22 protein-coding genes are annotated in these 21,069 nt (G+C 70.3%); 12 read left to right on the top strand and 10 right to left on the bottom strand.

From position 1 onward, the window contains the following. Nucleotides 1-3: 3 nt before the first annotated feature. The 3 genes from ACFMRZ_RS33725 to ACFMRZ_RS33715 all read left to right on the top strand — a co-directional run bounded on the left by ACFMRZ_RS33725 (nucleotide 4) and on the right by ACFMRZ_RS33715 (nucleotide 2,057). The gene (locus ACFMRZ_RS33725) at nucleotides 4-891 is read left to right on the top strand and encodes an alpha/beta hydrolase (RefSeq protein ID WP_280363050.1); all 888 of its coding nucleotides are present in this window, start codon (nucleotides 4-6) and stop codon (nucleotides 889-891) included. Nucleotides 892-902: 11 nt separating this feature from the next. Then, nucleotides 903-1,373, top strand: coding sequence for a GNAT family N-acetyltransferase (locus tag ACFMRZ_RS33720; protein WP_400182249.1), 471 nt, complete (start codon nucleotides 903-905; stop codon nucleotides 1,371-1,373). 165 nt (nucleotides 1,374-1,538) lie between these two features. Next, nucleotides 1,539-2,057 (top strand): TrmH family RNA methyltransferase, encoded by a 519-nt coding sequence (locus ACFMRZ_RS33715; protein ID WP_400182248.1) that lies wholly within the window; start codon nucleotides 1,539-1,541, stop codon nucleotides 2,055-2,057. Between the two features lie 5 nt (nucleotides 2,058-2,062). Here ACFMRZ_RS33715 and ACFMRZ_RS33710 read toward each other — a convergent pair whose 3' ends face one another. Together ACFMRZ_RS33710 and ACFMRZ_RS33705 are read right to left on the bottom strand one after the other, a co-directional pair. After that, the gene (locus ACFMRZ_RS33710) at nucleotides 2,063-3,190 is read right to left on the bottom strand and encodes a bifunctional RNase H/acid phosphatase (protein WP_400182247.1); all 1,128 of its coding nucleotides are present in this window, start codon (nucleotides 3,188-3,190) and stop codon (nucleotides 2,063-2,065) included. A gap of 78 nt (nucleotides 3,191-3,268) precedes the next feature. Continuing rightward, nucleotides 3,269-4,006 (bottom strand): zinc ribbon domain-containing protein, encoded by a 738-nt coding sequence (locus ACFMRZ_RS33705; RefSeq protein WP_400182246.1) that lies wholly within the window; start codon nucleotides 4,004-4,006, stop codon nucleotides 3,269-3,271. A 200-nt stretch (nucleotides 4,007-4,206) separates the two neighbouring features. On the opposite strand from ACFMRZ_RS33705, the gene ACFMRZ_RS33700 reads away from it, so the two are divergent. Continuing rightward, nucleotides 4,207-4,641 carry an OsmC family protein gene (locus ACFMRZ_RS33700; protein WP_400182245.1) on the top strand — a complete coding sequence of 145 codons (435 nt, stop codon included), beginning with the start codon at nucleotides 4,207-4,209 and terminating at the stop codon, nucleotides 4,639-4,641. Nucleotides 4,642-4,650: 9 nt separating this feature from the next. Here the strand turns inward: ACFMRZ_RS33700 and ACFMRZ_RS33695 are convergent, their stop codons facing one another. The 3 genes from ACFMRZ_RS33695 to cobC all read right to left on the bottom strand — a co-directional run bounded on the left by ACFMRZ_RS33695 (nucleotide 4,651) and on the right by cobC (nucleotide 7,571). After that, nucleotides 4,651-5,076: an SgcJ/EcaC family oxidoreductase gene (locus ACFMRZ_RS33695; protein ID WP_400182244.1), complete on the bottom strand. Its 426-nt coding sequence runs from the start codon at nucleotides 5,074-5,076 to the stop codon at nucleotides 4,651-4,653. 162 nt (nucleotides 5,077-5,238) lie between these two features. Further along, the gene (locus ACFMRZ_RS33690) at nucleotides 5,239-6,375 is read right to left on the bottom strand and encodes a Nif3-like dinuclear metal center hexameric protein (RefSeq protein ID WP_400182242.1); all 1,137 of its coding nucleotides are present in this window, start codon (nucleotides 6,373-6,375) and stop codon (nucleotides 5,239-5,241) included. 149 nt (nucleotides 6,376-6,524) lie between these two features. Then, entirely contained in the window at nucleotides 6,525-7,571 is a 1,047-nt protein-coding gene (gene cobC / locus ACFMRZ_RS33685; RefSeq protein ID WP_400182241.1) for an Rv2231c family pyridoxal phosphate-dependent protein CobC, read from the bottom strand. Between the two features lie 621 nt (nucleotides 7,572-8,192). Here cobC and ACFMRZ_RS33680 point away from each other — a divergent pair. Next, nucleotides 8,193-8,687 carry a low molecular weight protein-tyrosine-phosphatase gene (locus ACFMRZ_RS33680; protein ID WP_400182240.1) on the top strand — a complete coding sequence of 165 codons (495 nt, stop codon included), beginning with the start codon at nucleotides 8,193-8,195 and terminating at the stop codon, nucleotides 8,685-8,687. Between the two features lie 5 nt (nucleotides 8,688-8,692). Continuing rightward, complete coding sequence (locus tag ACFMRZ_RS33675; RefSeq protein WP_400183031.1) at nucleotides 8,693-9,562, top strand: SURF1 family protein; 870 nt, start codon at nucleotides 8,693-8,695, stop codon at nucleotides 9,560-9,562. A 36-nt stretch (nucleotides 9,563-9,598) separates the two neighbouring features. On the opposite strand, the gene infA is transcribed toward ACFMRZ_RS33675, so the two are convergent. From infA to ACFMRZ_RS33660, 3 genes are all read right to left on the bottom strand, one after another. After that, nucleotides 9,599-9,823 (bottom strand): translation initiation factor IF-1, encoded by a 225-nt coding sequence (gene infA / locus ACFMRZ_RS33670; protein ID WP_280275987.1) that lies wholly within the window; start codon nucleotides 9,821-9,823, stop codon nucleotides 9,599-9,601. Next, nucleotides 9,820-10,569: a GNAT family N-acetyltransferase gene (locus ACFMRZ_RS33665; protein ID WP_400182239.1), complete on the bottom strand. Its 750-nt coding sequence runs from the start codon at nucleotides 10,567-10,569 to the stop codon at nucleotides 9,820-9,822. Before ACFMRZ_RS33665 ends, infA begins: the two co-directional genes overlap by 4 nt. A gap of 222 nt (nucleotides 10,570-10,791) precedes the next feature. After that, nucleotides 10,792-11,763: a cobalamin biosynthesis protein gene (locus ACFMRZ_RS33660; protein WP_400183030.1), complete on the bottom strand. Its 972-nt coding sequence runs from the start codon at nucleotides 11,761-11,763 to the stop codon at nucleotides 10,792-10,794. 176 nt (nucleotides 11,764-11,939) lie between these two features. On the opposite strand from ACFMRZ_RS33660, the gene sigJ reads away from it, so the two are divergent. Beyond that, nucleotides 11,940-12,869 (top strand): RNA polymerase sigma factor SigJ, encoded by a 930-nt coding sequence (gene sigJ / locus ACFMRZ_RS33655; RefSeq protein ID WP_400182238.1) that lies wholly within the window; start codon nucleotides 11,940-11,942, stop codon nucleotides 12,867-12,869. A gap of 8 nt (nucleotides 12,870-12,877) precedes the next feature. Here sigJ and ACFMRZ_RS33650 read toward each other — a convergent pair whose 3' ends face one another. Next, nucleotides 12,878-14,992 (bottom strand): glycogen debranching N-terminal domain-containing protein, encoded by a 2,115-nt coding sequence (locus ACFMRZ_RS33650; protein WP_280275990.1) that lies wholly within the window; start codon nucleotides 14,990-14,992, stop codon nucleotides 12,878-12,880. A 237-nt stretch (nucleotides 14,993-15,229) separates the two neighbouring features. Further along, nucleotides 15,230-16,279, bottom strand: coding sequence for a LacI family DNA-binding transcriptional regulator (locus tag ACFMRZ_RS33645; protein ID WP_400182237.1), 1,050 nt, complete (start codon nucleotides 16,277-16,279; stop codon nucleotides 15,230-15,232). A gap of 157 nt (nucleotides 16,280-16,436) precedes the next feature. Here ACFMRZ_RS33645 and ACFMRZ_RS33640 point away from each other — a divergent pair, with 157 nt between their 5' ends. The 5 genes from ACFMRZ_RS33640 (at nucleotide 16,437) to ACFMRZ_RS33620 (ending at nucleotide 20,903) form a co-directional block, all read left to right on the top strand. Continuing rightward, nucleotides 16,437-17,771, top strand: a complete 1,335-nt coding sequence (locus ACFMRZ_RS33640) for an aryl-sulfate sulfotransferase (protein ID WP_400182235.1) — start codon at nucleotides 16,437-16,439, stop codon at nucleotides 17,769-17,771. Nucleotides 17,772-17,845: 74 nt separating this feature from the next. Continuing rightward, the gene (locus tag ACFMRZ_RS33635) at nucleotides 17,846-18,622 is read left to right on the top strand and encodes an ABC transporter permease (protein ID WP_400182234.1); all 777 of its coding nucleotides are present in this window, start codon (nucleotides 17,846-17,848) and stop codon (nucleotides 18,620-18,622) included. Beyond that, a complete protein-coding gene (locus ACFMRZ_RS33630) occupies nucleotides 18,619-19,380 on the top strand; it encodes an ABC transporter ATP-binding protein (RefSeq protein ID WP_400182233.1) in 762 nt (253 codons plus the stop codon). The genes ACFMRZ_RS33635 and ACFMRZ_RS33630 overlap by 4 nt, the downstream gene beginning before the upstream one ends. A gap of 10 nt (nucleotides 19,381-19,390) precedes the next feature. Beyond that, nucleotides 19,391-20,353, top strand: coding sequence for an ABC transporter substrate-binding protein (locus ACFMRZ_RS33625; RefSeq protein WP_400182231.1), 963 nt, complete (start codon nucleotides 19,391-19,393; stop codon nucleotides 20,351-20,353). 34 nt (nucleotides 20,354-20,387) lie between these two features. Then, on the top strand, nucleotides 20,388-20,903 hold the full coding sequence (locus ACFMRZ_RS33620; protein WP_280362975.1) for a gamma carbonic anhydrase family protein: 516 nt from the start codon (nucleotides 20,388-20,390) through the stop codon (nucleotides 20,901-20,903). Nucleotides 20,904-21,069 lie beyond the last annotated feature (166 nt).

Genomic DNA, 21,069 nt, shown 5'->3' with positions numbered 1-21,069 from the left:
GCCATGGAGCGTGTCGAGGTGGGGTTCCCGTCGGGAAGCGAACAGTGTGCAGCGTGGCTCTATCGCCCTGACGGTCCGCCGAAGCCGCGGCCGCTGGTGATCATGGCACACGGTCTCGGCGCCGATCGGGAAATGGGCCTGGACCGATACGCGCGCCGCTTCGCCACCGCCGGAATGGGCGTGCTGGTGTTCGACTACCGCCACTTCGGCGCCAGCGGCGGCACCCCGCGCCAGGTGATCCACATCGGCCGCCAGCGCGAGGACTGGCGGGCCGCCATCGCCTTCGCCCGCACCCTGCGCGGTTTCGACGCGACCCGAATCGCGCTGTGGGGCACCTCCTTCGGCGGCGGGCACGTGCTGTCCATCGCGCACGAGGACGACTATCTGGCCGCCGTGGTCGCGCAGTGCCCGTTCACCAGCGGCTGGGCGGCCGCGCGGGCGAAGGGGCCGATCAGCCTGTTCAAGACCGGCACCGTGGCCACCACCGACGTGCTGGTGGGATCGCTCCGGCGCAAGCCCGTCGGGGTGCGGCTGGCGGGGCGCAAGCGGTCCGCCGCGCTCATGAGCGCCTCCGACGTGCCCGAGGGTTTCGGGCGGCTGGCCGAGGAGAGCGAGCAGTACCAGCCGAAGGTCGCCGCGCGTATCGGGCTGTCGGCGCTGTTCGACTCGCCCTGGCGGCGCACCAAGGGCATCAAGGTGCCGGTGCTGTACGCCGTCTGCGACAACGACTCGGTCGCGCCGGTCGGGCCGACGCTGAAGGCCGCCGAGCGCACCAAGCACGCGGTCGTGAAGCGTTATCCCATCGGCCATTTCGACATCTACTTCGACGACTGGTTCGAGAAGGCCGTCTACGACCAGGCCGACTTCCTGGTCTCGGTGCTACGGCCCTGACGGGCCGCGGCATGATCGTGCGGCAGGTCGGCGCCGAGGAGTGGCAGGTGGCCCGGATCGCGCGGCTCGACGCGCTGGCCGGGTCCGCTCCGGGCACCTTCTCGCTGTCCTACGGCGAGGCGGCGGAGTGGGACGAGCAGCAGTGGCGGCGGTGGCTGGCCGACCGGACGTTCTTCGTCGCCGAATCCGGAACCGAGGTGCTCGGGTGCGTGGGCGGCCTGTCGGAATTCGGCACGCCGACACTGGTTTCGATGTTCGTCGCGGCGCGCGCCCGCGGCACCGGGACGTCGGACCGGTTGGTCGAGGCCGTGGTGGACTGGGCGCGGGCGGCCGGGCACACCCGGCTGCACCTGTGGGTGGCGCACGGCAACAGCCACGCCGAGAAGCTCTATCTGCGGCATGGTTTCGCGTCCTCGGGACGGAGGCGGCCGGGCTCGCTGGAGCAGCCGCGGATCGACTACGAGATGGTCCGGACGCTGTGAGATCGAGGCGGCGCGGGTGTGCCGCACGCCGACCGCTCGCGGTATCCTGGATCGAGATCAGCGGGCGCTCCGAGACGCCCGCACCGTCGATGGCCCCGGTGCGCCGCGAAGCACCGTCCGCATGAAACCCTCTGCGCCCCACGGGAAGGCCGTTCCCGTTCCGCGATGAGCGCCGCGCGGGCCCGCACGCCCGCCGAGATCCGCCGGCAACGGCGGCCCCGCGCACACACCTGCTGGAATCATCTGATCGCGGCCCCGCTGTGGCCCAAGCACGGCGTGAATCTCGGGACGCTGCTGCGCACCTGCGACGCCGTCGGCGCCTGCCTCGCGGTGCTGCGCAAGCCGTGGGTGCCCGAGGCGCTGCAACGCGGCAACACGCTGCGGCACCGGCAGTGCGTGCACTGGGTGGACGGCCGGGTGGACCGCTGGCTGGACCGGCAGCGGCACGGTGGCTCCGCCGTCGTCGGGGTCGAGTTGACCGACGAATCGGTGCGGCTCGGCGATCTCCCGCCCGCCCGCAAACGCACCGTCGTGGTGCTCGGCAACGAGGGGTCTGGGATCCCGCCCGAGGGCATGGAGCGGCTGGATCTGGCCGTGGAGATCCCGATGGTCGGGACCGGGCACAGCCTCAATGTCGCCGTCGCGGCCTCGCTGGTGCTCTACAAGCTGGCCGGATTGTGTTGAACGGGTTAGAGATACGACGTGTCGTTCACCAGGCGCACCGACGCGCCGCCGTCGGGGTAGAACTCGGCGATCGACAGCGACGCCAGATCCAGATGCAGCCGGTAGAGCAGCGACGGGCCCACGCCCAGCGCGAGTTGCAGCAGCGTCTTGATCGGCGTCACGTGGCTGACGACCACCACGTTCTGCTCGGGATACAGTGCCACGATGTCGCGGCGGGCCCCCTCCACGCGCTCGCGCACCTGCTCGAAGCTCTCCCCGCCCGGAGCGGGCAGGCTCGGATCGCCGAGCCAGCGCGTGTGCAGGTCCGGATCCCGTTGCGCCGCTTCGGTGAAGGTGAGGCCCTCCCACTCGCCGAAATCGGTTTCGATCAGCCCGTCCAGGACGCGCACCGGCGCGTTCACGGACTGGGCGGCGGCGTCGGCCGTCTCGCGGGCGCGGCCCAGGGGCGAGGTGACGATGGCGGCGATATCACCCTTCGCCGCAAGGTATTTGGCCGCCCGCGCGGCCTGCTCGCGACCCAGCGCGGTCAGTGGCGGGTTGCCGCGGCCGGAGTATCGGCGCTGCACGGACAGTTCGGTCTGCCCGTGCCGCAGCAGCAGCAGGCGGGTGGGGCGGCCGCGCGCGCCGGTCCAGCCGGGGGCGTTGCTGATGGTCGCCGCGGCTGTCGGGTCGGGGAATTCACGTTCGACGGCCGAGTCCGCTTCGGATTCGCGGACCTCGGTGATCAGTTTCGCGTCGTCCATCGCCTCGTTCGCGAGGCGGTCGGCGTGCGAATTCTGTGCGCGCGGAATCCATTCGAATCGGACCACGTCGAAACCGGCGACCAACTGCCGGGCCCATTCGGCGAGCGGCACCATCGCGGCGTGCTTGACCTTCCACCGCCCCGACATCTGCTCGACGACGAGCTTGGAGTCCATGCGGACATCGACCTCGCGGGCGCCGAGTTCGGCGGCGGCCGCCAAACCCGCTATCAGGCCGCGATATTCGGCGACGTTGTTGGTCGCGACGCCGATCGCCTCACGACGTTCGGACAGCACCCCCACATGCCCGGCATCCCACACCACCGCGCCGAATCCGGCGGGTCCGGGATTTCCGCGCGAACCACCGTCCGCCTCCACGATCACCTTGGTCACCACCGCACTCCCTCCACCTGAACCCGCGCCGACGGACCGCGGCACGGCACCGGCCGCACGTCGAATCCCTCGCTCGGCCTACAGCCCGGACTGCTTGGTGCGCACCATGATCGCGCCGCATTCGGGGCAGCGGACCACGACCTCCGGGTCGGTCTTGGCGATCCGGGCGATCTCGCCGCGGTCGAGTTCGATGCGGCAGGCGCCGCAGCGCCGAGCCTGCAGCAGCGCGGCGCCGACGCCGTGCTGGGCGCGCTGCTTGTCGTAGATGCCGAGCAGTTCCGTGGGGAACGCGGTGAGCAGCCCCTCGCGATCGGTGGCGCAGCGACGGGCCGCGACCTCGAGGTCGGCGAGCGCCTCGTCGCGGCGGCGGCGGGCGTCGGCGAGGTCTTCCTCGGCCTTCGACAGGTTGGCGCCGGCGTGCTGGTGGTCGGCGGCGGCCGCCTCCCGGCGTTCCATCACGTCGAGCATGTCGTCCTCGAGCACCGTGCGGCGCCGTTCCAGGCTGGTGAGTTCGTGCTGCAGTTCCGACAGCTGCTTGGCGCCGACGCTGCCCGCCTCGAGCATGCCCCGGTCGCGCTGTTCGCGTTTGCGGACGCTGTCGACCTCGGTCTCCAGTTTGCGGATGTCCCGGTCGAGGTCGTCGATCAGGATCTCGACCTTGACGGCCGCGTCCTTGCGCGTGGTGCGCTCCTCCTCGAGCCGCTGGACCTCCTGCTGCTCGGGCAACACCTTGCGGCGATGCTCGATCCGCGTCAGCTCGGCGTCGACGGCGGCGAGGTCGAGCAGCTTGGACTGGATCGATGGTTCGACATTCAACGCGGAACTTACTCCTCGACGCTATGGACGGTTCGGCGGCAGCGGTGGCCCGATCGGGCGCCCGACACCGAAGTTCAACCGTACTCCGCCGACCGCTCCTTTCGCCCCAACCCCACCAGACCGCGCGGGGCAGAGCGCGGGGGTCCGGGCGGCGAGATATGCGGGGCAACCGAAACAGGCTCTGTGGCAGGCTCGTCGGTATGCATCGTTACGAGGTGGAGGTCGCCTGGAACGGGGCGACCACCGACTATCGCTCCTACTCCCGCAACCACGAGGCGCTCGCGCCGGACCGCCCGCCGTTGCCGAGCAGCGCCGACCCGGTAGTCGGCCGCGGCGACGCCACTCGCTGGAATCCGGAGCTGCTGCTGGTCGCGTCGCTGTCGGAGTGTCACATGCTGTGGTACCTGCATCTGTGCACCGAGGCGGGCATCGTCGTCACCGAATATCGTGACGCCGCCGAGGGGACCATGGACAACCAGCGCTTCCAGCGGGTCATCCTGCGGCCCCGGGTGACGATCACCGATCCGGCGCGCGCCGACGCGGCGCGGGAGTTGCACGCGGAGGCGCACAAGCGGTGCTTCATCGCCAACTCCATGAATTTTCCGGTGGAGCACGAGCCGACGATTACCGCCTGAGGCGGTTCGTCAGGCCGCGGCGAAGTCGTCGAGGCCGTTCACCCGGGTGTTGTGTGCGGCTCGGATCAGCCAGGTGCCCGCGCGTCTGACCATGATCAGGGTGATGTAGCCATGTCGGTCCGAGGCCGTGTCCCGGCCCGGCAGCACGTGGTCGGGCCAGGACCAGGCGGTGTGTACCAGGGCAACGTCCGGGGCGAGTTCCCGCACGCTCACCACCTCTTGCGTGTAGTTCTTCTTCTGGGCGAGCACCGAGTCGGGGACGTCCTGGTGCCCGGCGATGTTCTCCGACCGGGTTCGCCACCAGATTCCGCGGTGGGTGATGAAGTCCGAGTCCTCGGTGAAGTAGGTCCCCCAGCGGTGCATCTCGTGCCGGATCCAGAGGTCGGTGTGTGCTGCCAGGAGGTCGCGGATCTGCTGTTCGTCGTGGGGGTCCATGCGTCGATGATGGGACCTCAATGTTGGTTGAGGTCAAGGGTGGCAGCTTCCGGTGACCGCAGTGCGGCCGGCCTGAGCGGACACAATCCGGCCTCACAGCGCAAATTTCGCCGCGAACGGCGGATTTGTGCACGGTCAGGCCGGGCGGTAGCGCGCCGGGGCTCAGTCGGCGGCGCCGAGGGTCCACGGGTCGGTGCGGATCGAGGAGACGCGAGTTTCCAAGGTGGGCAGGGCTTTTCGTACGATGTCGGCGGCCTGCGCGCACCAGGGGAATTCGGTGGCCCAGTGGGCGGCGTCGATCAGGGCGGGTCCGCCCGCACGCAGGTGTTCGTCGGCGGGGTGGTGGCGCAGGTCCGCGGTGACGTAGGCATCGACGCCGAGGCGGGAGACGGTGCCGAGGAACGAGTCTCCCGCGCCGCCACATACCGCGACGGTGCGGACGGTCCGATCCGGGTCACCGGCGGCCCGCACTCCCCACGCCGTGTCCGGGAGGGCGGTCCGTACCCGGGCGGTGAAGTCGCGCAACGATTCCGGCTGCGGCAACTCACCCACTCGTCCCAGGCCGCGCTCGGACGGCAGCGCAGCCCGCTCGGTGACATGGAAGGCGGGCGATTCATACGGGTGAGCCGCGTGCAGGGCCGCCAGCACGGCGGGCCGCGCCGACGGCGGGGCCACCACCTCGATCTGATCCTCCTCGACGCGCTCCAGCGAGCCCACCTCGCCGATGGCCGGATTCGCGCCTTCGAGTGGCCGGAACCGGCCGGTACCCGGGACCTGCCAGCAGCATTCGCTGTACCGGTCGCTGCCGCCCGCACCTGCCGCGAACAGCGCCGCGAGGACGCTTTCGGTGTGCGCGCGTGGCACCTGCACGACCCACTTGTCCACCGCCGCAGCCGGTTTCGGCTCCAGTGGGCCGGTGACGGTGAGCCCCAGCGTCTGTGCGAGCGCGTCGGATACGCCTGGATCGGCGGAATCGGCATTGGTGTGCGCGGTGAACAGGGCGCATCCGCTGCGGATCAAGCGGTGCAGCAGTGCGCCTTTCGGCGTCGCGGCCGCCACGGTGTCGACACCGCGCAACAGCAACGGGTGATGCACCACCAAAGCCTGTGCGCCCCACTCGATCGCCTCGTCGACCACGGCGGCGGTAGCGTCCACGGCGAACGACACCCGGGACACCGATTCCGCCGGATCGCCGCACACCAACCCCACCGAATCCCACGATTCGGCCAGCCGCGGCGGGTACGCCGCGTCGAGCACCGCGATCAGCTCCGACAGCGCCACCGCTCCCGTTCGTGTCACCGAACCACCTCCACTCCAGTCACATTCGCTCTACCCGCACCGTCCGGCGACTCTCCCGGACGCCGCCCCGCCTCTCCGAACACCTACCACGGACCGCGCCGTTTCCCGCCCACGATCGGCTTCAGTCATAAACCCGACCTCCCGGATGGTCATAGGCCGACCTCCCGGATGGCGGTGATCAAGCGGTCCACTTCGGCGGCGCCGCGTACCGCCAAGCGCAGGTGAGTGGTGCCGAGGCCAGGGAAGGTGTCGCCGCGGCGGACGGCGATTCCCTTGTCCGCCAGGCGTTTGCGGAGCAGTTCGGCATCGGGGACGCGGATCAGCAGAAACGGGCCGTGGGCGGGTTCGTGCACCTCGATACCGAGCGCTCGCAGGCGCAGGATCATCGCGGCGCGATCGGCGGCGATGCGCTCGGCGCGGGAGTGGGATTCGGCGACGGCGGCCGGGTCGGCCGTGGCCGCAATGGCTTCCAGTTGCAGTGCGCCCAGCGGCCAGTGGGCGCGGCCTTGGTTCAAGCGGGCCAGTATGTCCGGGGCGCCGAGGAAGTAGCCGCAGCGGAGTCCGGCCAGTGCCCAGGTCTTGGTGAGGCTGCGCAGGACAACCAAGTCCGGAAGATTTTCTCCCGCAACGGATTCCACCTCGCCCGGTACCGCGTCGGCGAAGGCCTCGTCGACCACGACGATCCGTCCCGGCCGTCGTAACGCGCGGAGGGTCGCGGCCGGATGCAACACCGAGGTCGGGTTGGTCGGATTACCCACGACCACCAGGTCTGCCGCTTCCGGCACCAGATCGGGCTCCAGCACATACGGCGGCTCCAGCACCACGCGGGCGACCGGCACATCCGCTTCACGCAGCGCCAGTTCCGGCTCCGTGAACGACGGGTGAATCACCGCGGCCAGCGCCGGCGACAGCCGCGGCAACATCGCGAACCCTTCCGCAGCGCCCGCGAGCAACAGCACCTCCTCGGGATCCCGCCCATGCCGAGCCGCCACCGCCCCCCTGGCGGCCCGCTCCGCCCCCGCATCGGGATAACGCCCCAACTCCCCCAACCGAGCCGCCAACCGCCCCTGCAACCACTCCGGCGGCCCACTCCCCTGCACATTCACCGCAAAGTCCAGCATCCCCACCCGCACCTCGACATCCCCATGATGCCGCAACCGATCCCGATCCACCCCTTCACCAAAACCCCCACTCACGCCCCCACCCCCACCAACGCCCCCCACTCACGCCCCCACCACCCCACATCACAGAACCACCCAGCACCGCCCCAGGCCCCGACACCATCCCCCAGCACATCGACCTCACCACCCCGCCCGACCGCAACACCAAGCAGCCCTCCAACGACACCACCACCAGACGCCACAACACCACCCGATACCAGCGCAACATCACCAGGCAGCGCAGCAACTGCCCCCGGCACCACGGCACCATCGCCCACCGGCACAGCGGCACCCTCCGGCAGCACGGCAGCTTTCCCTCGCAGCACGACAGTTTCCCTTGCCAGCACAGCAGCTCTCCCTGGCAGCACCGCAGTTTCCCCTAGCAGCGCAGCAGCTCGCCCCCACGACGCGGCGGCCCCCATCAGAAGCGCAGCAGCCTCCCCCCGCTGAACCACAGCCATCCCCGGCAGCGCGGCAGTGCCCAGCAGTGTGACGGCATCGCCCGGTTCCCCCCGCAGCGTGGCTGCGTTGCCGGGCCGCGTGGCGGCGGGCTGTGCTGGTGGGCGGCGGGTGGGGGCGTTCCTTCGACGCGGGGTTGGCGGGTTTTGTGGCATAGGGGTCCACCCTACGTGGGCGGGTTTGTGGGGACCGGAGAGAATGGATGGTGTGGGCGAGCTGCATGTGACGTTTATCTGCACCGGGAACATCTGTCGGTCGCCGATGGCCGAGAAGATTTTCGCGGCGCATCTGGAGCGGGCGGGGCTCGCCGATCGGGTGCGGGTGAGCAGTGCTGGTACGACCGCCTGGCACGTCGGGTCCGATGCCGATCCGCGCACGACGGCGTTGCTGCGGCGGCACGACTATCCGATCGGTCATATCGCCGCGATGATCGACGCCGATCATCTCGATGCCGACCTGGTGGTGGCCCTGGCCACGACGCACGAGCGCGAGCTGGCGCGGCTGGGCGTGCCCTCGGCGCGGCGGCGGCTGCTGCGCAGTTTCGATCCGCTGGCCGACGATCCGGACGTGCCGGACCCCTACTACGGCGGGGATGCCGAATTCGAACTCGTGCGCGAGCAGATCGAGGCGGCCGTGCCCGCCATGCTCGACTGGGTCCGCGAACAACTCGGCGAGAGCCTTCCCCGCCGATGACTCTGCTGCGCCGGCTCACCTTCCTGCTGCGGCCCAGCTGGCTGATCCTGGCCGTCATCGTGGTGGCGTTCGCCTACCTCTGCTTCACCGTTCTCGCCCCTTGGCAACTGGGCAAGAACAACTCGACCTCGCATCGCAACGACCTCATCGCCGCCTCGGTGAACGCCACCCCCGTGGACGTGACGACGCTGCTGAACGACCCTGAGGCCGAGGACACCGAGTGGCGGCGGGTCGTCGCCACCGGCAGCTACGTGCCCGGCTCGACGGTGGTCGAACGACTGCAGCGCCTGAACGACGCACCGGCCTTCGGCGTGCTGGCCACATTCCGGCTCGACGACGGCCGGACGCTGCTGATCGATCGCGGCCTCGTCGCGGCGGCGGACGGCGTCCGCATCCCCCCGATCGCGGAACCACCGGCGGGGCCGCAACGCGTCGAGGGCCGGGTCCGCCGTTCCGAGGGCGTCGTGCCGGGCAAGGAACCGATGACCCAGGACGGCTTCCGCCAGGTGTATTCCGTTGACACCGGCCAACTTTCGACCGTCCTGGGCAGCCCCGTCGGCGCCATCCCGCCCGACGGCGGCTACTTGCAGCTGACCGAGGGACAGCCGGGCGCGTTCACGCCGCCGCCGCTGCCGCAACTCGACGCGGGCCCGTACTTGTCCTACGGCCTGCAATGGATCGCCTTCGGCATCATGGCGCCACTCGGCCTCGGCTATTTCGTCTGGGCCGAGATCCGGGAACGGCGCAGAGAACGCGCCGCCCCGGCCCCGGTCGAAACCACCGGCGACACAGCGGATTCGAATTCACCGGCCTACTCGAACACCCGATCCAACGCCGACCGTCTTGCCGACCGATACGGCAACGTCAAACACTGAACCAGTCGACACCCGGCCGCGAAAACGAACAGTGCGCTACGTCCTGAACCGGAAGAGGATCCGGCCGCGCGTGAGGTCGTACGGGCTGAGCTCCACGAGCACCCGATCCTGCGGCAAGATCTTGATGTAGTTCTTCCGTATCTTTCCGCTGATATGCGCGAGCACTTTGTGCCCGTTGTCGAGTTCCACGGTGAAGGTGGCGTTGCGCAGGCACTCGGCCACGGTGCCCTCGATTTCGATGCCTCTCGATGTTTTCGTCATCGCAGCACCAACTCCACATTGCTGTTCGCGCGCCGCGCGCCGATACCGTCGAACAGCGCCATGGCCGCGACATTGGATTCGTTCACATCGGCTGACGCCGTGTCGATTCCGGCGCGGTGCAATGCGCCCAGCGTGTGACTCAGCAGCGACCGAGCGATACCTCGACGATGCCGCGAGGCCAGTACCGCGACGAGCCCGATGCGTGCGTGGCGGCGTCGGGTTACCACTCGCACCAGACCCACATATCGACCGGACTGCGAGGCCACCGTGTAATTCGACGGGTCCGGCGCGGTATTCCCGTCGGGACAGCGCAATATCTCGACAGGCATCTCCTGCCATCCGACGGTTGCCTCGACCTCGTCGCGAATTTCGCGGTCCAAGGTCCGCAACGGGGTTTCCTCGGCGTCACCGGCGGCCACGATCGTGACCCCCGGCGGCGGGACCGCGTCGAGGCCCGTGCTTTTCGGATCGGTAGAGAGCAGATATTCCCACTCGCGACGCCGGGTCGTGAAACCGGCGCGCGCCCAATTGGCTGTCGTATGCGTATCGGCCTCGTCCACCACCGTGTACAGCGGCCTCGGCAGGTGTGCCGATATCGCGCCGGCGAGTTGGTCGAAAACCGTGTCGTGCCAGGAGTCGATGCTGACGAAGATTCGCCCGTCGGGGCGACGCGAGACATCGCTGCGGCCGACCGGCCGGCCGTCTTCGAGCGCGTGCCATTGTGTCTCGCCGACCCGCGTGATCACTACGGAGGGTTTCCCCCTGTCCGCGGTGGGGTGCATAGAATTCATAGGTGTTGCCTTTCGGGATTGCCTTGTTGCGCAGGCACTCCCGGCGACACCTACGTCGATCGCCGAACCGTGAACACGAGGGGGAGCACCCACATTGATACAGCGTTCATGGGTCTCACCTCCTTGCGTGATGTCACGGTTCCCGGACGGTAGCAGCCCGGGTTCTGCCCCGGCCAATCATTTTCCGCGACGCCGAGACGGGCGCAGACAGGCGAGGGCCACGGCCGACGCCGCCGCGGCCACCTGGACCGCCTCGGACAGGCGGACGGCGCGGCGCAGATCGGGGACTTGGGGAGACGGTCCGTCGCCGAGGGTGGGGCGGATTTCGGTGCCGTGCCGGTATCGGGTCCGGCCGCCCAGCCGGACACCCAGCGCTCCGGCCATCGCGGCTTCGGCTACGCCCGCGTTGGGGCTCGGGTGGGCGGCGGCGTCGCGACGCCAGGCGCGGACGGCGGCGACCGGATGACCTCCGACCACCGGGGCCAGCAGTGCGGTCAAGGCTCCGCTCGCGCGCGCCGGGAACAGGTTGGCCAGATCGTCGGTGCGGGCGGCCGCCCAGCCGAACCGGCGGTAGCGGTCGTTGCGGTAGCCGACCATGGCGTCCAAGGTATTGACGGCCCGATATCCGAGCAGGCCGGGCACCCCGGCGACCGCGCCCCAGAACAGCGGGGCCACGGTGGCGTCGGACGTGTTCTCCGCGAGGGATTCGACCGCCGCGCGGGCGAGCCCGTCCGCGTCCAGCGCCTCGGGGTCGCGCCCGCACAGCGAAGGCAACAACCGGCGCGCTCCCCCGATGTCCCCCGATTCCAGGCGGTGGGCCATGTCCGAGCCGGTCCGCGCGAGCGTCGTCCCACCGAGCGCGATCCACGTGGCGAGCGCCGTCGACAACCCTTGCGCCACAACGGTTCGCGTGCCCGCGCCCCGTCCGACAGCGAGCAGCCGCTCCACACCCGCCGACACCGCTACGACACCCCCGACGAGCACCACCTCGTGCATCACACCGGCCGCACGCGCGTCCCGGTAGCCGACCTTCTCCACCGCCCCCGCCACCGTCCCGAAACCCGCCACCGGATGCCACCGCGCCGGATCCCCCACCACCCGATCCAGCACGAACCCCAGCCCCAGCCCGATCGCCCTCGCAGTCCCCATACGCACCGGCCGAGCCTAACCGCGCCGCAACCCACCCGGCCGACCCCGCCACGATTTCCGCTGCCCGCACCGCCGATCGAGAACCAGGCACCGGCGCACCCGATGTCACACCTCGGCGACCTGCGTCGTCACCTCCATAACGCACCGATAGGCTCGGGCGGACGGAAGGAAGCAGGGTGACGACTGAGGAGCGTACCGGCGAGATCGATCGGGCGGAGTTGGCGCGGCGGTTCGAGGAGCACCGGCAGTATCTGCGCCGGCTGGCCTACAGCACGCTGGGAAGTCTCAGTGACGCCGATGATGTGGTGCAGGAGGCGTGGCTGCGGTTGCAGCGATGGCACGAGCACCGCGCCGCCGACGACCAGATCGACAACCTGCGCGCATGGCTGACCACGGTGACCGGACGGCTCGCCCTGGACCAGCTGGGATCGGCCCGTGCCCGGCGCGAACAGTATGTCGGGGAATGGCTGCCCGAACCGGAGGTCACCACCATGGACGATCCCGCCGACCGCGTCACCCAGGACGAGCGGGTCACCACCGCGCTACTGGTCGTGCTGGAGTCGCTGTCGCCCGCCGAGCGCACCGCCTTCGTGCTGCAGGAGGTGTTCGGTATGACCGCACCCGAGGTGGCCGACGTCGTGGGCCGGACGCCGGCGGCGGTGCGCCAGTTGGCTTCTCGCGCGCGCAAGCACGTCGAGCAGGGCACTCCGCGCTTCCTCGCCAGCCGCGACGAGCACGAGAAGGCGGTGTCGGCGTTCGCGCTGGCGTGGCGGTCCGGCGACCTGAGCGCGCTGCTCGGCGTGCTCGACGAGAAGGTCGTGCTGACCGCCGACGGTGGCGGCAAGGTGCCCGCCATCCGCAAGCCGGTGCAGGGCGCGGAGCTGGTCGCCAAGATGTTCCTCGGCTGGTACCGGGCGGGTACCGGCGCGTGGGGGCGGCACGTGCTGGTCAACGGCAGCCCGGGCCTGATCGTGTTCGACGGCACCCATGTCGGGGTGTTCTCGTTCGTGGTCGACGGCGATCACATCGTGGGCATCAACGTCGTCCGCAACCCCGACAAGCTGCGCGACCTGCCGACGGGCGACCAGCCCGACTGGTACCTCTGAGCCGTCGCTCAGGACTGGCGAAGCTGCCAATCGCTCGGCAGTCCGTCGACCTTCACGGTGGTCCCCCGCGCCTGAATGGTGATGGTGGCGGGGCCCAGCCGGAGCTCGGCGAGACGCACCCGACCGGCCCGGTCGGGCAGGCGCGGCGCGATGCCCAGGGTGCGATTGGGCACGTCGGGTTGCAGGCCGAGGTACGAACGCATCAGCAACAGCGGCGCCGCGCTGGACCAGGCCTGCGGTGAGCACGAGGTCGGGTACGGCACCGGCGCGGGGAAATCCTTGCGGGTGAAGCCGCAGAACAGTTCCGGCGGGCGGGCGCCGAAACCCATGATCGCCTCGAGCAGTCCCCCGGCCAGGCGTTCGGCCAGTTCGGTGGCGCCGGGAATGTGGTGGTAGCGCAGCAGACCGGCGATCGCGATGGCGGTGTCGTGCGGCCACACCGAGCCGTTGTGGTAGCTCATCGGGTTGTAGCGGCCCATGGATTCCGACAGGGTGCGCAGTCCGAACCCGCTGTCCATCCCGGGCTCGGACAGCCGCTCGATGAGGGTCGCGGCGCGCTCGTCGGGGACGATTCCGGTCCACAGGCAGTGCGCGACATTGCTCGACAGCGCGTCCACCGGATTCTTCCGGGCGTCCAGAGCTATTGCGTACCAACCGGATTGAGGCAGCCAGAACGCCTCGTCGAAGTGCGCCTTGAGTTCCGCCGCCTGGGTGCGCAGCCGGGTGGCGGTCTCGGTGTCACCGAAGGCCTCGGCGATGTCGGCCCGGCCCAGCCGCGCGGCGTAGACGTAGCCCTGCACCTCGCACAGCGCGATCGGCGGGTCGGCGAGGCGGCCGTCGGCGAAGGAGATCGCGTCCCAGCTGTCCTTCCAGCCCTGATTGGCCAGGCCCTGATCGGTTTTGCGGCGGTACTCGACGAACCCGTCGCCGTCGGTGTCGCCGTACGAGTCGATCCAGGTGAGCGCGGCGTCGGCGGCGGGCAGCAGCGCCTTGACGATCGCCTCCTCGGCGCCCCAGCGCCAGCATTCGGCCAGCAGCATGACGAAAAGCGGTGTGGCATCGACGGTTCCGTAGTACACGGTGCCGCCGAGCACCTCGTCACCGGCGGGTCCGTGCCGCATCTCGTGCATGATGCGGCCCGGTTCCTCCTCGGTGATCGGATCGACGTGGGTGCCCTGCAACGCCGCCAGCTGCTGCAGCGTGCCCAGTGCGAGATCGGAGTCCAGCAGCAGCGCCATCCACGAGGTGAGCAGGCTGTCACGGCCGAACAGCGTCATGAACCACGGTGCGCCCGCGGCCACGTAGGTCGGCGCGTCGCCGCCTTGGTCGTCGATGCGCAGGGCGCCCAGGTCGCCCTCGGTGCGCTGCAGGATCGAGGTGAGGCCGGGGTCGCCGGCGGTGAGGCTGGTGGCCGTCGCCCGCCACTGCTTCATCCGGTAGGTGGGGCTGTCCTGGTCGTCGTCGCTGAAGGTCGCCTCGACGGCGCGGTGTCCGATGATCGGGCGGCAGCGCACGGTGGTCTGCCAGTGACCGCGCCGCGGCACGACGATTCGCCAGGTCAGCGTGCCGGGCTGGGCGGCGGGGCTGCCGTCGGCGGTGATGGTCAGGCCGCGTCCGGGGTCGTCGCGGTCGGTGAGGTGCAGTTCGCCGTCGGCGGCGGCCAGTTCACAGCCGACGCTGTGCACCTGCCCGGCCTTGACCGCGAACAGGTCGGCGAAGTCGGCGTCGACGTTCAGCGACAGGGTCATCGCGGTGTCCTCGTCGCCGAGGTTGTGCACGGCGATGATCTCGCGCATGCCGTCGCCGATCATCCTGCGGCGCAGGATCAGCACGGTGCTGTCGGCGATGCCCTGCCGGGCCGGTTTCCGTAGCACGAACCGGGCGCGGAAGGCCTCCGACATCATCACCGACAGCTGCTCGGGCCGGTGGCCGTCCAACCGCAGCTCCCACCGGGAGACGACGCGGGCGTCACGGTAGAACAGCCCCTGCGAAGTCCCGGCATTGATGTCGCCCAGCGGATCCGACAGGCAGAACGTGCTCGCCTCCACCATCGTCACCACACCGCCGCCACCGCCGATGATCGGCATCGGCTGACCGGCATTGAACACCGAGGGCGCGCTCATACCCACACACTCGCCGCGCTACGGGCATTTTCACGAAACGGCACGAGACTCATCGCCTGACTCCTCGTCGGTGAGGTGGGATAGCGTGCGCAGACCACGCTGTCAGAAACCCCCACCCCACTCAAGATCGCACGGTTTGCCACCCCCGGTTGTTACCCCATCGTTGCCGGAACGCCCGGCAGGTACAGTCACGCGGGGACGGGTCCGCGTGAACCGAGATGACGTCGGCGACGAGCCTCAGCCAACCGGTTCTGACGGCGGTAGCGAGCTGATTGCGGTAGCGCAGCCGCAGGTTTCGGCTGGGGTGAGGAAGACGTCGAGGGGGGTGGGGGCGGGGGCCGGGGTTTTCAGGGCGGCGTCGAGGGCGTGGCGGGCGATGGTGTCGATGGGCTGGCGGACGGTGGTGAGGGGGAGTTGGCCGTAGGTGTTGGTGGCGTCGCCGTCGAAGCCGACGAGGGCGATGTCGTGGGGGACGCGGGCGCCGCTGTCGGTGACGGCTCGGAGGGCGGCGGCCGCTTGGCCGTAGGTGCCGATCACCAGGGCGTGGGGGGCGTGCCCGGCGGTGAGGTGGGCGGTGACGGCGTGGTAGGCGCCGGCGGGGGTGAGATCGGTGCGGAGCAGGCGGGCCGCGGACGGGCCGACGACCGACGCGTAGCCCTGGTAGCGCTGCGCCACGGTTTCGCGGTCGCCGTGCTCGACGTCGCCGGGAGTGAATCCGCCGACGAAGACCACCTCGGTGCGGCCGTGCACGGTGACGAGGTGTTCGGTGGCGAGCGCGCCCGCCCGGACATGGTCGGCGCCGATCACGGGCGCGTCGACAGCGCCCCGGTTGTTGTGCACCCAGACGACCGGGATGCGCTCACGGCGGCACAGCGCGGCCGTGGCGGGCCCGTTGGCACTCCCCACCACGATCAGCCCGTCGATACCGGAATCGGCGAAGGCGCGGACGAATTCGATCTCCCGTTCCGGGTCGTACCCGGTGTTGCCGATCAGGGTCAGGTGGTCGCGACCGCGCGCTTCCACCTCGATGCGGCCGACGAGCGCCCCGAACAGCGGAAGCGTCAGATCGGGCACGAGCAGTCCGATCTGCTTCCACCGGCGCGGCCGCCGCAGCGCCCGGGCGATCCGGTCCGGGCGGTAGTCGAGTTCGTCCAGGGCCGCGACGACGCGGGCCCGCAGCGCCTCGGAGACCGGCCGGGGCCCGTCGTTGAGGACATAGCTGACGACGGCCGTGGACGTCCCGGCACGCCGCGCCACATCGGCCAGCGTCACCCGCTCGGCAGTCATGATCCGCCCCATCCTCATCGATCGCCCGCCGGTCCGACAAGGGTTCGAACCATGCTGATTCTCTCACCGTATGCGCAGCTCAGAGGCTACGCAAATCGATTAGATTGGTAACCTCCGCGACCCCTGGACGCAACAACCGATTGGTGGAGTAATTCGCATGGCCTTCGTACGACCGACCGGTGTCACCTACTTCGATCCCGAGCCGGCACACCACAGTTACGTCCTGTACTCGGGATCGGACGGGACCACGCGCCTGATCGATCTGAACGGCGCCGTGCACCACGAGTGGCCCTTCGCCGGAGTGCCGCCGCGCATTCTCGATCCCGCGCTCACCGGCGGCCGTCTCGGCGACCTCGGAGTGCAACTGTCGGCCGGGGACGACCCGCGCGGCGGGATCTACGCCAATCGCACCGTCGGCCAGCTGTCGTGGACGGGCGAGCGGGTGTGGGAGTGGGGCGAGCGGGCGCCGGGCGGCGCGGCGCGGCAGAACCACGACTGGGAACTGCTCCCCAACGGAAACCGGTTGCTGCTGGTCACGATTCCGCGCGTGGTGCCCGCGCTGGGCCCCGACGTCGTGGGCGACCAGGGGCTGTACGAGGTCTCCCCCGGCGGCGAGATCGTCTGGGAGTGGCGCGCCGGCGACCATCTCGACGAGCTGGGCTTGTCGGCGGAGGGCTGGGATGCGCTGCGCCGCACCGTGGCTCGCGATCCGGACGACCCCTGGGGGTACCTGGAGATCAACAGCGCCAAGACCCTCGGCCCGAACCGCTGGCACCGCGCGGACCCGGACGGCGTCTTCCAGCCGGACAACATCCTGATCAGCTACCGCAAGGCGAATATCGTCGCGCTGCTCGACCGGTCCAGCGGCGCCGTCGTGTGGAAGCTGGGTCCGTACTTCGCGGCCGAACCCGGGGCCCAGCATCAGCGGATCAACGTCCACAAGGTCCCCCGTCCGCTCGACCAGATCTCCGGGCAGCACAATCCCCATCTCATCGCCGAGGGCCTGCCGGGCGCGGGCAACATCCTGGTCTTCGACAACCAGGGCGGCGCCGGATATCCGCCCGCCCCACTCGGTATCTACGCGGGCTCGCGGGTACTGGAGATCGATCCGACGACCGAGGAGATCGTCTGGCAGTACACCGCCGAGGATTCCGGCCTGCCGTCGTGGACGTTCTTCAGCTCCTTCGTCAGCAACGCCCAGCGCCTGCCGAACGGCAACACGCTCGTCACCGAGGGCATGAACGGCCGGTTGTTCCAGGTCACCCCCGACGGCCGGGTGGTGTGGGAATACCACACGCCTTACACCGGATTCGGGGTCGCCGGGGAACCGGAGGTGCGGGAACCGCGAGTGCCGGGCGTCGACCGCGCCACCCGCACCTCGCTGATCTACCGCGCCCAAGCCGTGCCGTTCGACTGGGTGCCCATCGGCGCGCCGCACACGCCGCCCGTGCCGGTCGACCCGTACCCCACCCCGGAAAGCGCCAGACCATGACCACCTCCAGCCTCCACACCGCCACGGACACAACACCTTCCGCGCCCCCGGCCCGCCGTCGCTGGACCGCGCGCGTGCCGAAACCGCGGGGCGGCGGCTGGGGCGCGGCCGGCGGCACCCTGGCCGGACTCGTGCTGGCCGGAGTCGTCTGGACGCTGGTCGCGGCCACCGGGCACTTCCCCGCCGAGCTGTTCCCCAGCGTGCCGAAGATCGCGCGGGCCGGGCGGACGCTGTGGTCGGACGGATTGCTGCTGCCCGACATCACCGCCAGCCTGCGGCGAGCCCTGCTCGGTTTCGCGCTGGGCTCGATCGCCGGGACCGCGGCCGCCCTGGTCACCGCGAGCACCTGGGCCGGCCGCCGGTTGTTGCAACCGGTGCTGCGGCTGCTGTCGCCGGTGCCGACCATCGGGCTCGTGCCCCTGGCCATCCTGTGGTTCGGGCTCGGCGAGAACAGCAAGACCCTGGTCATCGCGCTGGGCGTGTTAGTGCCGGTGTGGATCAACAGTCACGCCGGATTCGCCAGTACCCCGGCGGATTTCCTGCAGGCGGCGCGCTGCCTGGGCGCGGGGCGCGCGCAGACCCTCGCCCGGGTGGTCGTCCCCGAGGCGCTGCCCGATGTCGCCGCCGGTCTGCGGGTGGGCGCGGCGATGGCGTTCGTGTTGATCGTCGTCGCCGAAATGACCGGTACCACAGCCGGAATCGGCTACCGCATCTACCAGGCGCAGCTGTTCTCGCAGGCCGATCGGCTCGTGTTCTGCCTGATCGTGCTCGGCGTGATCGGCGCCGCCTGCGATCTGATCCTCGCCGCGAGCACCGCGCCGCTGACCCGCTGGGCCCGGGAGGAGCGATGACGATCGCGGCACACGACGTCGTGGTGCGGTTCCCGAACACCGCCGCACCGACGCTGCGCAACATCGACCTGAGCGTTCCCGACGGCTCGTTCCTGGTGCTGGTCGGCGCCTCGGGCAGCGGCAAATCGACACTGCTGCACTGCCTGGCGGGGCTCATCACCCCCACCGGCGGCACCGTCGTCGACGACGGCGAGACGGTCACCGCACCCGATCCGCGCCGCGGCGTCGCCTTCCAGCGCGACGTCCTGTTCCCGTGGATGAGCGTGGCCGACAACATCGCCTTCGCCCTACGCGCGCACGGGATTCCGCGGCGCGAGCGGCCCGCCCGCATCGCCGAACTGCTCGACCTGGTCGGATTGTCCGGGGAGGTCGGCGCGCAGCGGCCGAGCCGGCTCTCCGGCGGCATGCGCCAGCGGGTCGGCCTCGCCCGCATGCTCGCCGGGGAGCCCGCGATCATGCTCATGGACGAGCCGTTCGCGGCGCTCGACGCCCTCACCCGGCTGCGGATGCAGGACCTGCTCATCGACCTGTGGACCCGGCTGAACCGCACCGTCGTCTTCGTCACCCACGACATCGACGAGGCAATTCGCCTGTCCGACACCATCGGTGTGCTGCGCGACGGCCGCATCCGCACCCACCTCACCAACCCGCTGAGCCGCCCGCGGCCCGCCGCGACGCTCGCCGATCAACCCGCCTACAGCGCACTGCGCCGGCGACTGCACCACGAACTGGGCCTCGAGCCCGACCCTCCGAGCTGAAGAGAGAACCGTGCACACACTCACCCGGCTGCTCACCGCAGTCCTCGCCCTCGGCGCCCTGTCGACTTCCCTTGCCGCGTGCGGCAATTCGGACAGCAGCGACCCGTCGACCCTCACCGTCGGATTCGTCGTCGACCCGTCCTGGGCCCAGGTGCCCGTCGCGCAGCGCGCGGGAGTCTTCGACAAGCACGGCGTGAAGGTGAAGGTGGTGAACTTCCCGTCCGGCGTCGAGGCGCTGCAGGCGCTCGCCGCGCATCAGGTCGACGTCGCCACGGCCGCCGACGTGCCCGCCGCCGCGACCCTGGCCCGGTCGCCGTCGCTGCGGGTCGTCGGCGACGGTTCGCGCTGGGAGGGCTCGCGCATTGTCGCCCGGCGCAGTGCCGGGATCACCTCGCCCGCACAACTCGCGGGGCGGTCCATCGGTACGCCGCTGGGCACCAGCGCGGCCTACTTCGCCGCCACTACGCTGGCGGACAACAACATTCGTGCCGACCTGGTCCAGGTGGCGCCGCAGGCCACGGTCACCGCGGCGACCCAGCGCAATGTCGACGCGGTCGCCATCTTCCAGCCGTACCAGGCGCAGGTGGTGGCGGCCCTCGGCGACGACGCGGTCGAGCTGGCGGGCGGGTCGTACCATCAGCACAGCCTCTACCTGGCGACCGACACCGCGACCACGCGCAAGGCGCCGGCGCTGTCGGCGTTCTTCCGAGCGATCGATGAGGCCGGCGCGCAGCTGGCGGCGCGCTCCGACGACGCGGTCACCGCCGTCGCCGAGGCCACTCAGCTCCCGCCGGACCTGCTCGGAAAGATCCTCCCGGAGTTCGATTTCAGCCTGCAGGTGCAGCCGCGGCTGGCGGAAAGCCTGACGGCCCTGGCGAATTGGGCCAAGGAGCAAGGCTCGATCGACCGTTCCGCCCAATTGCCGGACTACGCCGCCGCCCTCGACAGCGACTTCCTGCCGCGGGCCGGGTGAGCGGGGCGCCGGGCCGGGGCTATGTTCGGTGATCATGAGGATTCAGTTGGGTGAACACGCGCCGCAGATCGACGACAGCGCGTGGGTGGCGCCGAACGCGACCGTGATCGGCCGCGTGCGGCTCGCCGCGGACGTGAGCATCTGGTACTCGGCGGTGCTCCGGGGCGATATGGAGGAGATCTCCGTGGGCGCCGGAACCAATATCCAGGACGGGTGCGTGCTGCACGCGGATCCGGGCGTCCCGCTGACGGTCGGCGCCGGAGTCTCGGTGGGACACAACGCGATCCTGCACGGCTGCACGGTCGGCGACGACGTGCTGGTGGGCATGGGCGCGACCGTGCTCAACGGCGCGGTGATCGGCGCGGGCTGCCTGATCGCCGCCAACGCGCTCATTCCGGAAGGGGCACAAATTCCGCCCGGATCGCTGGTCGCGGGCGTCCCGGGCAAGGTGCGCCGCGAACTCGGCGAGGCCGAGCTGGATCGGATCCGGCTCAATGCGACGGTCTACCGGCACAGCACCGCCGCCCACCGCGACGGCATCGAAGTGTGATACACCGCACACTGGTCAGATGACCAGCTTATCCTCTTGCTAGCATTTGGCCAGCGTGCCCGGGGTCCGGTCGACGGCGTCGACACGGCGGCGGACGGCTCGTTGCGCGAGGCGAGCCACGCCCGGACGACGGGCTCGTCACGTGGGGCAAGCAGGAGGTTCAACG

The sequence above is a fragment of the Nocardia sp. N2S4-5 genome, assembly GCF_044628355.1.
Taxonomy (GTDB): domain Bacteria; phylum Actinomycetota; class Actinomycetes; order Mycobacteriales; family Mycobacteriaceae; genus Nocardia; species Nocardia wallacei_B.
Note: the sequence above shows the minus strand (reverse complement) of the source record. Positions and strands in the feature narration are given on the sequence as shown.

What these genes read in the sequence shown, in the direction of transcription:
- ACFMRZ_RS33725 (WP_280363050.1), top strand. Translation starts at nt 4, where the DNA reads ATGGAGCGTGTCGAGGTGGGGTTCCCGTCGGGAAGCGAACAGTGTGCA.
- ACFMRZ_RS33720 (WP_400182249.1), top strand. Translation starts at nt 903, where the DNA reads ATGATCGTGCGGCAGGTCGGCGCCGAGGAGTGGCAGGTGGCCCGGATC.
- ACFMRZ_RS33715 (WP_400182248.1), top strand. Translation starts at nt 1,539, where the DNA reads ATGAGCGCCGCGCGGGCCCGCACGCCCGCCGAGATCCGCCGGCAACGG.
- ACFMRZ_RS33700 (WP_400182245.1), top strand. Translation starts at nt 4,207, where the DNA reads ATGCATCGTTACGAGGTGGAGGTCGCCTGGAACGGGGCGACCACCGAC.
- ACFMRZ_RS33695 (WP_400182244.1), bottom strand. Translation starts at nt 5,076, where the DNA reads ATGGACCCCCACGACGAACAGCAGATCCGCGACCTCCTGGCAGCACAC.
- ACFMRZ_RS33680 (WP_400182240.1), top strand. Translation starts at nt 8,193, where the DNA reads ATGGATGGTGTGGGCGAGCTGCATGTGACGTTTATCTGCACCGGGAAC.
- infA (WP_280275987.1), bottom strand. Translation starts at nt 9,823, where the DNA reads ATGACGAAAACATCGAGAGGCATCGAAATCGAGGGCACCGTGGCCGAG.
- ACFMRZ_RS33660 (WP_400183030.1), bottom strand. Translation starts at nt 11,763, where the DNA reads ATGGGGACTGCGAGGGCGATCGGGCTGGGGCTGGGGTTCGTGCTGGAT.
- ACFMRZ_RS33650 (WP_280275990.1), bottom strand. Translation starts at nt 14,992, where the DNA reads ATGAGCGCGCCCTCGGTGTTCAATGCCGGTCAGCCGATGCCGATCATC.
- ACFMRZ_RS33645 (WP_400182237.1), bottom strand. Translation starts at nt 16,279, where the DNA reads ATGACTGCCGAGCGGGTGACGCTGGCCGATGTGGCGCGGCGTGCCGGG.
- ACFMRZ_RS33640 (WP_400182235.1), top strand. Translation starts at nt 16,437, where the DNA reads ATGGCCTTCGTACGACCGACCGGTGTCACCTACTTCGATCCCGAGCCG.
- ACFMRZ_RS33630 (WP_400182233.1), top strand. Translation starts at nt 18,619, where the DNA reads ATGACGATCGCGGCACACGACGTCGTGGTGCGGTTCCCGAACACCGCC.
- ACFMRZ_RS33620 (WP_280362975.1), top strand. Translation starts at nt 20,388, where the DNA reads ATGAGGATTCAGTTGGGTGAACACGCGCCGCAGATCGACGACAGCGCG.